This is a genomic window from Franzmannia pantelleriensis (genome assembly GCF_900102875.1).
Classification (GTDB): Bacteria; Pseudomonadota; Gammaproteobacteria; order Pseudomonadales; family Halomonadaceae; genus Franzmannia; species Franzmannia pantelleriensis.
In genome coordinates this window covers 137,879-152,657 of record NZ_FNGH01000001.1, presented here as the reverse complement: position 1 = coordinate 152,657, position 14,779 = coordinate 137,879, and the positions used below count along the sequence as shown (strand labels likewise).

Genomic DNA, 14,779 nt, shown 5'->3' with positions numbered 1-14,779 from the left:
TCGCGATTGCAGCGCGCAGCGCTGCCAGAATAACCCAACCCCATCGTGACTGAAGTCACTCCCACTTTTGCCAACGGCGCCACTCCCCTATGGGAGAGAATTCATTCACAATCAACCTTAGGCGCATAGCGCTTCTCCAACTCCCAGTGTTCCATGTCCTGCCAGGTGCGCTTAAGGTCCCAATCACTTTCGGCATGTGATTGCCCAGTAGCAGATGACGGGTCTTCACACTACCTCTTCTGCACGCTGGCTTACTGACGCATTGCCACCCACGCGCTAATCCACATAGGTCAGGTTGGTCTCCCAGCTCTCGCTGCTGACCTCAATAGCGGCCTGCACCCCCGCCGCGTCGCCTGCCTGGAAGGCAGCATAGATCGCCTTGTGGTCCTTCAAGGCCACCTCGGGCAGCGTCTGCATCGACGTCTCCAACGCGGCTTCGATCAGCTGGATAAGGGTTTCCCCTACGCGGATGGTCATCGGATTATGAGTCGCGTAGAGGATACCCCGGTGAAATGCCACATCGTGATGGGCGGTCTGTTCACCATTGTTGATGGCGGCTTCCATATCGTCGATCGCCTGACGAATCCGCACATGATCCGCCGGCGTGGCGTTATGCATGGCCTGGAGGGTGTAGGCCGGCTCGAACATCAGGCGAAACTCCATCACATCGCGGGTCATGCCCCGGGCCAGGATCATCCCGAAGGCCATGGGATCGACCAGCGGATCCCCCGGCTCGCGGCGAATCACCGTGCCCTGCCCGCGGCGCACTTCCACCACCCCGATCGCCTGCAGCATCTTGATCGCCTCGCGCACGCTCGACTTGCCGATGCCCAGACTGTGGGTCAGCTCGCTCTCCGAGGGAAGATAGTCGCCTGGCTGAAGCTCACCGCGGATCAAGGCGGTCTTGATCCGCTCGAGGATCTGCATGGCAACCGAGCTGCGCTCGATGGAGCCACCGAAGGAGTCGCTCGAGAGAGGGCGTGAAGCAAGCCGAGGATTCAGACTCATGGGATATCTCACTGTTAGCGCCAGAGCGCATGTTACCAAATCGACATTAGGACGTTGCCAAGCCTGGCTTGCAAGGATGTCGAATCCCTGACTAGTATAAACCACATGACATCAGACATCAGATGTCTGCCATGTAAAGCCATGGAAGATCATAATGACAACATCCAAGCTCGTGGTGCTAACCACCGGCGGCACCATCGCCAGTAGCCAGGCTGAATCGGGACGTCACCGCTCCGGTGCCCTCCAGGGCGAGTCGCTATTGTCGGAGGTCCAACTGCCGGACGGACTGACACCGCACATCGACGTTCGCTCAGTCCTGCAGAAGCCCAGCAATGCCATCACGCTCGATGACCTGCTGCTGCTGCGCAAACACTGCCTGGCCCTCGCCGAGTCGCCGGAGGTAGTGGGCATCGTGATTACCCACGGTACCGACACCCTCGAAGAAACCGCCTACTTCCTGGACATCACCCTGCCCGGCGACATCCCCGTGGTGATTACCGGGTCGCAGCGCGCCCCCCACGAGCCCGGCACCGATGCCTTCCGCAACATCGCCGATGCCATTCAGCTGGCGGCCTCACCCCAGGCGCGCGGACTCGGCACCCTGGTGCTGTTCAATCAGACGCTGTTTGCCGCCCGCCAGGTGCGCAAGGTCAACACCTTCCAGCTGGAAGGGTTCGCCGCGCCGGAAACCGGGCCCCTAGGCTATATCGATGGGACGCGCGTCCACTTGGCCGCCAAGCCCATACGGGCCCGTCCGATCAGCGCCCCCCTCGCCGACACTCTCCCACGCGTGGACATACTGCCGGCCTATCTGGGAGCCGCCCCCGACATGATCGATGCGGCCATCGAACGCGGTAGCCAAGGCCTGATCATCGAGGCTCTGGGTCGCGGCCATGTGCCACCAACATGGCCCAAGCACGTTGCCAAGGCGGTCGCCAACGGCACGCCTATCGTCATCGTCAGCAGCTGCCACCGCGGCCCGATAGAGGCCGTCTACGAATTTGACGGCAGCCTCTGCGACCTGGTCGCCGCCGGCGCCATCCCGTTACAGGATCTCAGTGCCCGCAAGGCTCGGCTGGCACTCTCCGTCTTGCTCGCCTCACCGACAGCGGGGCCGCTCGAGGCGAGCTTGAAAACCCTGACGTCCGCCAGCGCCGCGTGACGACCGATCAGGACCATCGGCCCCAACCAGATGAACAAACCCAACGACCCGCAGAGGTAACATCATGAACAATAAGATCATCAAGACATCCTTGGTGGCTGCGGTAGCAGCGGCCACCTTCGGTATCAGCAAGGCCAACGCCGCCGAATACACCTTTACCTTCGCCCACGTACTGATCGAGGACACCCCCAACGGAAAGGCCGCCCTGCGTTTCAAGGAGGAGGTCGAAGCGAACTCCGATGGCCGCATCCAGATCGACGTACTGCCCGCCGCCCAGGTGGGGGGGGATGTCGAGATCATCGAGCAGATCCAGATGGGCCTCGTGGATATCGGCATTCCGCCGTCTGCCACGCTCGGCAACTTTGAAGAGCGCTTGCAGATTCTCGACCTGCCGTTCCTGATTCCCGACTATGACACCATGGTCGAGCTGCTTGACGGCGAGGTAGGCCGCGAGATTCTCGACACCCTGAACGATCACAACATGTACGGCGTGAACTTCTGGGGCGCCGGTTTCCGCCACATGACCAACAACGACCGCCCCATCCACACCCCGGAGGATCTCGAGGCCATCCGCATGCGCACCATGCAGGCCCCGATCATCATCTCTACCTACGAAAACTTCGATGCCAACGCCACCGCCATGGCCTTCACCGAGGTCTACAACGGCCTGCAGCAAGGGGTCGTGTCCGGTCAGGAAAACCCGCTGGCCAATATCTACACCATGCGCTTCCACGAGGTGCAGGACTACCTCTCCCTGACCAACCACGCCTATCACGCGTATGCCGCGGTAATTAACACCGATTCCTGGAACTCGCTCCCCGAGGACCTCCAGGAGGTCATGCGCGACGCCTTCGACAACGGCCGTACCGCCTCTCGCCAACTGACCCTCGAGGACGAAGAGCAGATCATGGCCTCGCTGGAAGGCGAGATCGAGATCAATGAGATCTCCGCCGAGGCCCGTGAAGCCTTCGTCCAGGCCAGCCTGCCGGTGCACGAGGAGTATGAGGACGTCGTCACCACCGACCTGCTCCACAAGGTCTACGACGTCGTCGGCATCGAGTACTGAGACGCCGCGGGCGCCCTCGCGGCGCCCGCATCCCATCACGGGTTTTTCCACGAAGTGGCCTAACCATGTTCGCAACGCTCAACAGGATCCTCGATCATCTGGAAAGTGTAGCAATGGTCGTGTTCATGTCCATTGCCACCGTGCTCACCGCCCTCCAGGTAATCTACCGCTACGGCTTCAACAGCTCGCTTTTCTGGGTCGAAGAAGTCGTCATCTACTCCATCATCTGCATGAGCTTTGTCGGCGCCAGCATGGGCGTGCGAAACGGCGTGCATATCTCCGTCGACGTGCTCAACGCCTTCGTGCCGCCCGCCGTCAATCGCTGGCTGCATATCATCGCCGCCGTGCTCGGCATTGTCTTCGCCTGCTTCCTGGCCTACTACGGGTTCCAGCTGTTCTTCAACACCCTGGGAAGAGGCCAGAGAACCGCCGCGCTGCGCCTTCCAATGGCATGGTTCTACCTGCCGATCGCCATTTCCGGGCTGCTGCTGTTGGTTCGCTACCTATGGGTCATTCATCACGCCTGGACCAAACCGCCGGTCAGCCTCGCTGAAGAGCTTGCCGCCGAAAAAGACAAGCTCGTCTGACGACTGGAGTTCGTTATGATCACGGCACTTCTGCCCATCTTCTTTGCGGTGCTGCTACTGGGGCTGCCGATCTTCGCCGCCCTGGCCTTCGCCGTCTTTCTCGCCATTCAGTTCTTCGGCACCACCGACCCGGTCATCGTGCCCATGCGCATGTTCACCGGGATGAACAACTTCTCGCTGATGGCGATCCCGTTCTTCATCCTGGCCGCCGAGCTGATGCGCATCGGTGGCCTCTCCGGCAGGCTCATCGAGCTGGCCAAGGCGCTGGTCGGCTGGGTCCCTGGCGGCCTGGCGGCGGCCACCGTGCTCTCGTGCCTGCTGTTCGGGGCCATTTCCGGCTCCAGCCCGGCCACGGTGGTGGCGATCGGCTCGATCATGTTCCCCGCGCTGGTGGCCGCCGGCTACGACAAGCGCTTCGCCATCGGCCTGATCGCCACCGCCGGCACCCTCGGCCCCATCGTGCCGCCAAGCATCGCGCTGATCATCTATGGCTCGGTCACCGGCACCTCGGTGGGCCGGCTGTTTGCCGCGGGGCTGATCCCCGCCATCCTGATCGCCTCGCTGCTGATCGCCTACTGCATCATCTACGCCTCGTTCAAGGGCTACCCCCGGGCGCCCTTCCCCACGCTCAAGGAAGTCACCACCGCCTTCCGCTCGGCGGCTTGGGGCCTGGGGCTGCCCTTCATCCTCCTCGGCGGCATCTACAGCGGCATCTTTACCCCCACCGAGTCGGCCGCCGTGGCCTGCATGTACGGCCTGTTCGTGGGCATGGCGATCTACCGCACCATCGGCTGGCGCGACCTGCTCGGCACGCTGCGCAGCTCGGGACTGACCTCGGCCACCCTGCTGCTGATCACCGCCGGCGCCTCGGCCTTCTCCTGGCTGCTGGCGATCACCGGCACCCCCACGCAGTTGGCCAATCAGGTGCTGTCGCTCACCGACGACCCGATACAGGTCATGGCACTGTTCAACGTGGTCATGATCGTGGCCGGGTTCTTCCTCGACAGCGCCTCGGCGATCATCGTGCTCTCGCCGCTGCTCGAGCCGATCGCCGGCCGTGTCGGGGTCGACTCCGTGCACTTCGGCGTCATCACCCTGGTCAACTTCTCGGTGGGCATGATCACGCCCCCGGTGGGTCTCAACCTGTTCGTGGCCATGGCAATCTCGCGGATGTCGCTGGTCGAGGTGTTCAAGGCCTGCCTGCCGCTGATCGTGATGATGTTCATCGCCCTGATCATCCTTACCTATGTGCCATTCCTCAGCACCTGGCTGCCGTCGCTGATCTACTGAACGGGTTTTCGAGGAGAAGCAGACCATGAACACGCCCACATCACTTGCCGAAAGCGTCGACGGCCAGCGCTTCTGGGACGACATGCTCGACCAGGCCAGGATCGGAGCCCTGTCGCCCCGCGGCCTGCGCCGCCTGGCCCTGGACGACAACGACAACCACGCCCGCTGCTGGCTGGTCGACCGCGGCCGCGCGCTGGGTTGCGAGACGTTTTACGACGCCATGGGCAACGTCTTTCTGCGCCGCGAGGGCCAGGATCCTGACCTGCCGCCGCTGCTGATCGGCAGCCATCTCGACAGCCAGCCCAGCGCCGGCAGCTACGACGGCACCCTCGGCGTGGTGGCCGGCCTGGCCGTGCTGCGGGCGCTGCACGATGGCGGCATCGCACATCGTAGGCCGGTCGAGGTGGTCTCCTGGACCAACGAGGAGGGCGCGCGCTTTGCCCCCGGCGCCTCCGGGTCGTCGTGGTTCGCCGGCCAGCGCCAGGCCACCAGCATTCTGGAAGCCGAAGACGACGATGGCGTGCGCTTCGCCGATGCCCTGGCCGACTGCCTGGCACGGCTCGACGCCCACGGCGTCAGCTACCGCCCCGACGCGTTCACCCCGTTCGCCTTTCTCGAGCTGCATATCGAACAGGGGCCAGTACTCGAATCCCTCGGGATACCCGCCTGCGCGGTGCAAGGCATCCAGGGCGTCAACTGGTACAACGTTACGCTGCAGGGCCAGGCCAACCACGCCGGCACCACACCTGAACACGCACGGCGTGATGCCTTCACCGGCGCCCACGCCCTGATCAGCGCGCTGCGCGAAGCGGTCGCCGAACACGGCGATCAGGTGCGCTTCACCATCGGCAAGTTTGCCCTGGCACCCAACGCCACCAACACCATCCCGCAGCAAGCCGCCTTCAGTATCGACCTGCGCCATCCCAGCGCCGCGGTACTGGCTGCACTGGATGCCAGCTTCCAGCGTCTCGCCGGCCAGTCGTGGTCCGGTTGCACGGTCGAACTGGCGGCAAGCGCGCGGGTGCCGCCGGTGGCATTCGACGACCAGCTCGTCGCGATGCTCGACGCCAGCGTCAAGGCGTATGCCCCTGATGCTCCGCAGCTGGTATCCGGCGCCTTCCACGATGCCATTCACCTCGCCCACCGCTGCCCCACCGCCATGCTGTTCATGCCATGCCGTGACGGGATCAGCCATCATCCCGACGAGCATATCGAGCGCGACGATGCCGACATCGCCGTGCGCGCCCTGGCCGACACCGTCGGCACCCTGCTAGCCCGTTGACACTTTTCACTACCCTCAGGAGAACTCCATGTCCCTCGCCGATGCCCTGGCCAAACGCGGCCTTACCCTCCCCGCCATCCCCGAACCCCGTGGTACCTTTCTGCCCTGGTCCAGACTCGGCAACCAGCTGTTCCTCGCCGGGCAGATCTGCGAGCGAGACGGCAAGGTACTCTACCCCGGCAAGGTAGGCGCCGAGTTCGACCTGGACACCGGCAAGCTCGCCGCCCAGGCCTGCGCGCTCAACCTGCTCGCCGCGCTGAACGACGCCGTAGAGGGTGACATGAGCCGTGTCGTGCGCTGTGTCAGGATGAACGGCTTCGTCAATGTCGCGCCGGGGTTTCACGACGTGCCGCTGGTGATCAACGGCGCCTCGGAGCTGTTCATCGACCTGTTCGGCGACGCCAGCCGCCATGCGCGCACCGCCATCGGCGTGGCCACCCTGCCGGGGAACGCCGCCGTCGAAGTAGAATCGATCTTCGAAATTCGCTAATCGCCAGGAGCCCCACCATGACGACACCCCCGCTCCAACAACCGCTGCGCGCCCTGCACCAGGCATTGCGCGACGGCAGCGTGAGCGCCGTTGAGCTCGCCGACAGCGCGTCTCAGGCCTATCGCACCCGCGGCCAGCACGACCACGCCTACATGACCTGGAACGGCGACGCCGCCCTGGCCTTCGCCAAGGCCACCGACGCCCTCCTGCAGCAGGGCGGCGACGCTGGCGCGTTGATGGGCCTGCCCGTCTCGATCAAGGATATCTACGCCGTGCCCGGGCTGCCGACCTATGCCGGCTCATCGCGGCGCCTGCCTGCCGAGTGGGAAACGCCCGGGCCGGTGGTCAGCGCCCTGCTCAACCAGCTCCCCGTCGTCATGGGCAAGACCCACACCGTCGAGTTCGCCTTTGGGGGCCTCGGCACCAACGCCCACCACGGCGCACCACGCAATCCCTGGGATACGCTCGCCCACCGCACCCCGGGCGGCTCCAGCTCCGGCGCCGGCGTCTCGCTGGCCAGCGGCACCGCGGGCCTGGCCTTCGGCACCGACACCGCCGGCTCGGTACGCGTACCCGCCAGCATGACCGGCGTGGCCGGCCTCAAGACCACCGTGGGGCGCTGGTCTACCGCCCAGATCGTGCCGCTGTCGACCACGCTCGACACCCCCGGGCTGCTGGCCCGCCGCGTGGACGACCTGGCGTTTGCCTTCGACGCCCTCGACCCCGGCCTGAGTCCCGCTCCCGGCGCCGTGCCCACCACGCCCGACCTGGCCGACCTGACCTTCGGCGTGCCAGAGCAGTTCTTCTGGGACGACTGCAGCCCCGGCATCGCAGAAGCGGTACAGGACGCCATCAAGCAGCTCGAAGCCGCCGGTGCGCGGATCGTCACCCTGGAACTGCCCAAGATGGACGACGCCTTCACGCTGTTCCAGCAGGGTGGCCTGGCCGCCGCCGAGCTCGCCGCCTTCTTGCACACCACGCTGCCCGACGCCATCGAAGAACTCGACCCCAACGTCGCCGCGCGCATCGCCGCCGCCGACGGCATGCCCGGCTGGGAATACGTGCGTCGCCGCCAGGTCATCGACGAACTGACTCGCGCTGCCAGCGAACGACTCACGCAAGTGGATGCCGTGCTAACCCCGACCGTCGCCATCACCCCGCCGACGCTGGAAAGCCTCGCGCCCGAAGGCGCCTACCCCAAGGCCAACATGAAGGCACTGCGCAATACCGTCATTGCCAACTTCATGGGACTCTGCGCGCTTACCCTGCCGGTAGGCCGCGACGCCGCCAACATGCCCGTCGGGCTACAAGTCATGGCCGGCCCCTGGCAGGACGCCCGACTGCTCGCCATCGGCCAAGCCATCGAAGCCAAGCTTGGCAACGGCCTCGACGTGCTCGGCGAGGTACCAACCGTCGGTTAACAATGTGGGCGCGCATTCATGCGCTATTGCTGTGGGAGCGAATTCATTCGCGATTGCTGTGGGAGCGAATTCATTCGCGATTGCAGCGCGCAGCGCTGCTGGGGCAGGGCAACCCCATCGAGACTAAAGTCTCTCCCACATTGGCTTTGGCGCCACACTCCGTGTGGGAGCGAATTCATTCGCGATTGCAGCGCGCAGCGCTGCCAGAGGAGGCAGCCAACCCCATCGCGACTAAAGTCGCTCCTACATTGGCTTTGGCGCCATTACTTTTGTGGGAGCGCATTCATGCGCGATTACTGTGGGAGCGAATTCATTCGCGATGCAGCGCGCAGCGCTGCCAGAGGAGGCAGCCAACCCCATCGAGACTAAAGTCTCTCCCACATTGGCTTTGGCGCCATTACTTTTGTGGGAGCGAATTCATTCGCGATTGCTGTGGGAGCGAATTCATTCGCGATTGCAGCGCGCAGCGCTGCCAGAGGAGGCAGCCCCCATCGCGACTAAAGTCGCTCCTACATTGGCCTTGGCGCCATTACTTTTGTGGGAGCGAATTCATTCGCGATTGCAGCGCGCAGCGCTGCCAGAGGAGGCAGCCCCCCCATCGCGACTAAAGTCGCTCCTACATTGGCCTCAGCGCCATTGCTTAATAGCAGCTATAGCGACGCCGGCAGCGTAATGCCACTCGCTACCTGCCAGCCGTCACGCCCTTCGGCCTTGACCCGATACAGCGCCTGGTCGGCGGCACTATAGGCAGCGGCAAAGGCGTCGCGCCGGGCAATAAACTGGACCCCGCCAACGCTCAGGGTGACATGAGCGCCGGCGGGATGTCCCGGATGCGGCAGTGCGGCGCCACGCACCGCCTCCACCACAGCGGCGCAGCCCTGCTCCAGGGGCTGGGTGCCGTCGCAATGCAGCAACGCGGCAAACTCGTCGCCGCCCATGCGATAGAGCCGCGCACTGCCGCCAAGGGCTCGGTCGATTAGCGCCACCAGCTCGCGCAGTAGGCGGTCACCATCCGGGTGGCCCAAGGCATCGTTGTACTGCTTGAAGTAGTCGATATCGATCAGCAGCAGCCCCAGAGAACGGCCCGGCTCAGTGAGCACATCGTCATGCAGCGCGCTGCGATTGCCAATCCCGGTCAGCGGGTCGCGCAGCGCCTGGGCCATCCAGCGCAGACTCTCACGGGTAGCACGGTCCGCCATGCGGTGCTTGTACACATGCATGCCCCAGAACAGCAGCCCCAGCAGGTAGATCACCAGGCTGCCCGCCAGCACCAGGGTCTGGTGGCGACGGGTTTCCTCGACGAAACGATTGGTCACCTCGCTGCGCCGGTCTAGCTGGTTCATCTCGATCTCGGTCAGGCAGCGAATCGGCTGCAGTAGGTCCTGGCTGAGCAGGGCCGGCGACGGCACGACATCGCGGCCAAGCGTGTCATACAGACCATCCAGTCGCCGCAGGCTCGGCAGCGTGCAGGCATACTCATTTCGATAGAGGCCGATATCGAACAGGCTATAACCCAGCTCGATTTGGAAGCGAGCGCGCTCTACCGCGTCGGGCGCATCGTCCTCCAGGAGAGTGCCCAGGCTCTCCTCCAGGTAGCGGCGCGAACGGGTCGCCAGCTGCTGGCCCGTCAGGTTGCCGGACTGGCTGAAGTAGGCGTGAATGTCGGGATGAACCCAGCGCGTTTCATAGGCAATCAACAGCATCAGCGCCGTGAAGCTCATCAGGCCGAGCCACAGCCATCCAGGGGTGCGCCGTCGACGAGGAACGGGGTTCACTAGTGTGCCTCGATGCTGCGAATCATCCACACCCAGTCATTGAAGTTGCGCAGGTTATCCGGATCGCGATCGCCATAGTCGCGCTCCACAAGCCGCACCGGCCCCCGCTCACGCAGGCTCAGCGGCTCACCGTCATGGTGGGTAACGAGTATCCAATTGGGATCGTCCCAGCCGCTCAGCGTTACCTCATAGTCATCCCAGGCGCTGAAGGTCAGCTGCTCGGGCACCGCACCGAATTGCTCGACGAGCAGCTCGCGGAACACCAGCCCTGACACCTCCACCTCATCGGCCAGATAGGGATCGAAGAAGGTAAAGTGCACGTCGGCCTGCTCGCGCAGCTCCGCTACCGCCAGTTGCGTTGCCTGCTCGCCGTGCTGTAGTACCAGCACTTCGGGACCGGCCAGCGCAACACCCGCTGGACACAGCGCAGCAGCAAGCAGCGCGGAGCGGATAGGCACGAGCGAACGACGGCTAAACACACCGAATGTTGGCATGGAAGGTATCCCCTGCATGAGTCCATCAGTCATTTTTTATTACCGACGAGTCTAGCACGAGGGCTTGCACTGACCAGACACTCCTCCCCCTTGGCGGAGCGAATACATTCGCGACGCAACGTCGTGATTTATCGTGGCAGCCCCTTATCGCGATGGGCGATGGAAGAATGGCTTGAGACGCGCAGGTCCACGGCGTTGTTTTCTATCTGCTACCACGTGAAGGTGACACCAGCTTGGCCGCGGTGGTCAGCAAAGTCATCGGCCAGGCTACCGTCATAGGTGGCATGCAGGCTAACGCGCTCGGTGATGTCGGCGCTCACTCCCACACCCACGTCGGCCAAGTCACGCGGCCCGCCGGCCCCTCCTCAACGTAGCTGTCTTGATCTAGAGCGGCATAGCGCAATCCAACAAAGGGCGACAGGGTGAGACGCTCAACGCCGGTTTGCCAGTCGCGAGCGACCTGGGCATCGGCCATCCAGACGTCGGCGCCATATTCCGCTGTCTGATGAGCGAATTGGGGGATCCTGCGACTACTGTCGTTGTCGATGTGTGAGTAGCCAAGGGCGCCAGACAGGCGAACGTCCTCGATGCGATAGCGCCCATACACCACTCCGCTGTCAACCTCGTTATCAATACGCGTCAGGTCGCCAGACGTTATCCGCCCCTCTTGATAACCAAGCGCCACGCCAGCCGAGATCGCGTCTGTGAACGGCATTTCGACCCCGGCCTGAAGGCCGGACGAGCGGGTATCGCTCCCCGGCATGCCGCTGCTGCTACCCTGACGCCCGGTCTGCTCGACGACCCGCACCCAGGAGGCCGGCCCACCAGAAACACCAATCGTTGCAGCCGACTTGGCTAATGAATCCCAGCCGTGCTGTGACATGCCGCTGGTACTAGCGAACTGCTGGGTGCCTGAAGACATCAGGGCCGCCGCCTGACCACCGATACCCATGAAGCCACCGAAGCCATCGGCCACATTGACGAAATCCATCAGGCCCGAGGCCACCGGGATCGACAGCGCCATGGCCCCTGCCCCGCGGCTGCCGCTCATTTCCTCCAGCACCTCTGTCACCTGATCATCGCTCAACCCAACGAAGGTATTGAAAAACTCAGGATATCGCGGATCGCTCGTCTCCAGGCTATCGAGGATCCCGACAAGCTCACCCTGGTTGGCATTAGCTTGATAGAGCCGGGCCAGCGCCTGCAACTGTGTCAGCTCAGGGCCGGGAGCTGGATCAGCCCCATCTTCCTTGAGCGCCAGCGTCAGAAAGACCCGTGTATCGTCATAGGCCAGAGACGGATCGATAAAGGCATAATTCGCCCTCACCCCGCCTCCCTGCGCGCTGCAACTTGGCGTTGTGCCTGACTGAAGTGTCTTACCCTGCAAGCAAAACCTTACCAGCCTATGGAAGCGACTTCAGTGACGATTGCAGCGCCTATCGAAAGCGCCCATGCAGGCGCCTAGACCAAGCCCCTCGGCAACATGCCGCAAGGAGGTGATACCTCATGGATTGTCTTGAGGAAGCAGAATAAGCGCCTGGATGTTGGCTATACTGGCAATCTCAAGATGCCGATGGAAGACCGAGAGAAATGCTCGCCGGGCTGGCATACTGTCACCACACAGCGACACTGCATCAGGAGAGCGACAAGAGCATGTCAAGCCCACAGCAGCAGGCCCTGCTGGACGCCTGTGAGCACTACTTCCACGTCTTCTTCGTGCAGCGTGATGCTGCCGGGGCCGCCGCGCTGGCCACCGACGACATCACCGGCTTCGGCACCGGCGCCGATGAGAGCGTCTACGACATCGACTTCGCCCTGCATCTCTATCAGCGCGACATCGAGGCGATGCCCAACCCCGTTCACTACACGCTAAAACGCCGCAAGGCCATTGTGCTGGGTGAAACGCTAGGGCTGGTAATGGGCGAATGCGACTGGCACCTGACCATTCACCAGCAGGCCGTCACCATGCATAATGTGCGCTTCACGCTCCTGATGCGGTTGACTGCCAGTGGCTGGAAGGTCGAGCACAAACACCTTTCACAGCCCTCATTGGCCCACGGCGACGATGAACCCTACCCCCTCAAGCAGCTCGAAGCCCGCGCTGTGGTGCTCGAACGGCTGGTCAAGCAGCGCACCCACGAACTCGAAAACGCCCATCGCCAGTTGCATCAGGTGGCCATCACGGACCCGCTCACCGGGCTATTCAACCGCATCAAGACCGATGAAGTGCTCGAGGAGGAATTACTCCGGCAAACACGCACGCCGATGCCACTCTCGCTGATCCTGATCGACATCGACCACTTCAAGCGCATCAACGATGACTACGGCCACCGCAAGGGAGACGAGGTGCTGGTGGATATCGCCCGACTATTTCAACAGCGTAAACGTATCACCGACTGCCTGAGTCGCTGGGGTGGCGAGGAATTTTTAATGATCTGCCCCGACACGCCGCACCGCGACGCTCTCGCGTTAGCCGATAGCCTGCGCAAGCTCATCGCATCACACGCCTTCAGCGTTGAGCATCAGGTGACCTTCAGTGCCGGCGTAGCCAGCTATCGCGCTGAAGACGGCCGCGACAGCCTGATCGAGCGCGCCGATCGCGCCATGTACGCCGCCAAGCGGGCTGGGCGCAACCGCGTTGTTGGAGACAATATCTCTCCCCTAGATCCATAGCGTAACCGCAGCACGTTGGACCACCCAGTAGAGGAAGATAGGTCGAGACCTGATCGTGGCGCCCCTACGTTTGCAGGGCGCCACCTCCCCTGTGGGAGCAACGTCAGTCGCGATTATCTCAAGCGTGCTGCAACTGCCTCGTGCAGCAGTGCATCAGCGCATTCACTTCGAACTGCTTGTGCTGCGCGTATTCCCACAGCGGCCGCTCCAGCTCTGGTGTGCCGTTGGCGCCCAGCAGCTGTCTCGCAACACTGTGCGTTTCAAAGGCAGTGGCCAGTGCCCTCTGCAGCTCCTGGTCAACGATTGCCTGATCGATAATGAAGAACCTGTCCTTCGGCTCCTGAGCAGGCTCCTGGAGCCGGCGTACATCGAGCACGCCCACGCAGGCGCCGAGGCCCAGGCTCTCGGCAGCATCCCGCAGTGAGGTGATACGTTGTTCACAGGCGATGCCATACTCTGCCATTTGACGGCTTAGTACGGTGCTAAACGTGATGAAGCGCAGGGCAAGCCGGCGGTAGCGCAGGACAGCCTGGACCTCAATGCTATTGAGCAGCGCTAACTGGTCCTGGGGAAGCAAGGTAAGCGTCTGGATATTGGTCATGCTGGCAATCTCGGAAGATGGGGTATGTCCCTGCGCAGGGGCAATCGCCCGACGCCATGCCCATATTGTTATGTGCCGCCTGGATGGGTGGCCAGGATCCGCGATCATGGCGACGCGCTATCCTCGTGCCCGTGAGGCTAACCGAGCGCTGCCACCCACTTCTTGATCAGCATCAAGATTATGGTGAATCCACCCCGCCCAGACCTATCGGATAGCGACGTCAGCATGCCAAGCAAGCCAGACTCAGAATGTATAAGAGCGAATTCATATGCGATGCAGCGCGCAGCGCTGCCCAGGCCAAGACAACCCAACCCCATCGAGACTGACGTCTCTCCTACATTGGCCTTGGCGCCACTCCCAGTGTGGGAGCGAATTCATTCGCGATGCAGCGCGTAGCGCTGCCAGGCCAAGACAACCCAACCCCATCGCGACTGACGTCTCTCCTACATTGGCCTTGGCGCCACTCCCAGTGTAGGAGCGAATTCATTCGCGATTGCAGCGCGCAGCGCTGCCAGGCCAAGACAACCCAACCCCATCGCGACTGACGTCGCTCCTACATTAGCCAGTGGCGCCACTCCCAGTGTGGGAGCGAATCCATTCGCGATTGCAGCGCGCAGCACTGTTGGTCAACCCCATCGCGACTGAAGTCGCTCCTACACTAGCCAGTGGCGCCACTCCCAGTGTGGGAGCGAATTCATTCGCGATTGCAGTGCGCAGCGCTGCCGATTAACGCCTCAGCGCTGGCTCTCGGCGCGCAGTGTGGCGATAACCTCGCGCGGTAGGCCGGAAATCTCGGCAATCATCTGATCGTCCATCTCGGTGCGGGCGATCAAGTTGCGGGCCGTCTCCTGACGACCTTCTTGGCGCCCTTCCAGTCGTTCCTTCTTCGCCCAGCTTTCGAGTTTCTCTGCCAGCATATCTTTATCCTCT

15 protein-coding genes are annotated in these 14,779 nt (G+C 63.0%); 8 read left to right on the top strand and 7 right to left on the bottom strand.

What is annotated here, in order from left to right:
* Positions 1-276 precede the first annotated feature (276 nt).
* A complete protein-coding gene (locus BLT16_RS00530; protein ID WP_245701374.1) occupies positions 277-1,008 on the bottom strand; it encodes a FadR/GntR family transcriptional regulator in 732 nt (243 codons plus the stop codon).
* Between the two features lie 154 nt (positions 1,009-1,162).
* Between BLT16_RS00530 and BLT16_RS00525 the strand changes: the two genes are divergently transcribed.
* The 7 genes from BLT16_RS00525 to BLT16_RS00495 all read left to right on the top strand — a co-directional run bounded on the left by BLT16_RS00525 (position 1,163) and on the right by BLT16_RS00495 (position 8,306).
* The gene (locus BLT16_RS00525; RefSeq protein ID WP_089656505.1) at positions 1,163-2,170 is read left to right on the top strand and encodes an asparaginase; all 1,008 of its coding nucleotides are present in this window, start codon (positions 1,163-1,165) and stop codon (positions 2,168-2,170) included.
* Between the two features lie 64 nt (positions 2,171-2,234).
* The gene (locus BLT16_RS00520) at positions 2,235-3,236 is read left to right on the top strand and encodes a TRAP transporter substrate-binding protein (protein WP_089656503.1); all 1,002 of its coding nucleotides are present in this window, start codon (positions 2,235-2,237) and stop codon (positions 3,234-3,236) included.
* A 65-nt stretch (positions 3,237-3,301) separates the two neighbouring features.
* Positions 3,302-3,823 (top strand): TRAP transporter small permease, encoded by a 522-nt coding sequence (locus BLT16_RS00515; protein WP_089656502.1) that lies wholly within the window; start codon positions 3,302-3,304, stop codon positions 3,821-3,823.
* 15 nt (positions 3,824-3,838) lie between these two features.
* Entirely contained in the window at positions 3,839-5,113 is a 1,275-nt protein-coding gene (locus BLT16_RS00510; RefSeq protein WP_089656500.1) for a TRAP transporter large permease, read from the top strand.
* A 25-nt stretch (positions 5,114-5,138) separates the two neighbouring features.
* Complete coding sequence (locus tag BLT16_RS00505) at positions 5,139-6,395, top strand: M20 family metallo-hydrolase (RefSeq protein WP_089656498.1); 1,257 nt, start codon at positions 5,139-5,141, stop codon at positions 6,393-6,395.
* Positions 6,396-6,423: 28 nt separating this feature from the next.
* Complete coding sequence (locus BLT16_RS00500; protein WP_089656496.1) at positions 6,424-6,885, top strand: RidA family protein; 462 nt, start codon at positions 6,424-6,426, stop codon at positions 6,883-6,885.
* A gap of 17 nt (positions 6,886-6,902) precedes the next feature.
* Entirely contained in the window at positions 6,903-8,306 is a 1,404-nt protein-coding gene (locus BLT16_RS00495; RefSeq protein WP_089656494.1) for an amidase, read from the top strand.
* Between the two features lie 650 nt (positions 8,307-8,956).
* Here the strand turns inward: BLT16_RS00495 and BLT16_RS00490 are convergent.
* The 4 genes from BLT16_RS00490 to BLT16_RS00480 form a co-directional block, all read right to left on the bottom strand.
* A complete protein-coding gene (locus BLT16_RS00490) occupies positions 8,957-10,081 on the bottom strand; it encodes a GGDEF domain-containing protein (protein WP_245701373.1) in 1,125 nt (374 codons plus the stop codon).
* Positions 10,081-10,575 (bottom strand): hypothetical protein, encoded by a 495-nt coding sequence (locus tag BLT16_RS20935; RefSeq protein ID WP_245701372.1) that lies wholly within the window; start codon positions 10,573-10,575, stop codon positions 10,081-10,083. The genes BLT16_RS00490 and BLT16_RS20935 overlap by 1 nt, the downstream gene beginning before the upstream one ends.
* A gap of 209 nt (positions 10,576-10,784) precedes the next feature.
* Positions 10,785-10,895 carry a hypothetical protein gene (locus BLT16_RS21195; RefSeq protein ID WP_176817121.1) on the bottom strand — a complete coding sequence of 37 codons (111 nt, stop codon included), beginning with the start codon at positions 10,893-10,895 and terminating at the stop codon, positions 10,785-10,787.
* Positions 10,892-11,902, bottom strand: a complete 1,011-nt coding sequence (locus BLT16_RS00480) for an autotransporter outer membrane beta-barrel domain-containing protein (RefSeq protein WP_089656489.1) — start codon at positions 11,900-11,902, stop codon at positions 10,892-10,894. Before BLT16_RS00480 ends, BLT16_RS21195 begins: the two co-directional genes overlap by 4 nt.
* Before the next feature lie 326 nt (positions 11,903-12,228).
* Between BLT16_RS00480 and BLT16_RS00475 the strand changes: the two genes are divergently transcribed.
* Entirely contained in the window at positions 12,229-13,248 is a 1,020-nt protein-coding gene (locus tag BLT16_RS00475) for a diguanylate cyclase (RefSeq protein ID WP_176817120.1), read from the top strand.
* A 118-nt stretch (positions 13,249-13,366) separates the two neighbouring features.
* Here the strand turns inward: BLT16_RS00475 and BLT16_RS00470 are convergent, their stop codons facing one another.
* Positions 13,367-13,849, bottom strand: a complete 483-nt coding sequence (locus tag BLT16_RS00470) for a hypothetical protein (RefSeq protein ID WP_089656485.1) — start codon at positions 13,847-13,849, stop codon at positions 13,367-13,369.
* 734 nt (positions 13,850-14,583) lie between these two features.
* A complete protein-coding gene (locus BLT16_RS00460; protein ID WP_218124382.1) occupies positions 14,584-14,766 on the bottom strand; it encodes a hypothetical protein in 183 nt (60 codons plus the stop codon).
* Positions 14,767-14,779 lie beyond the last annotated feature (13 nt).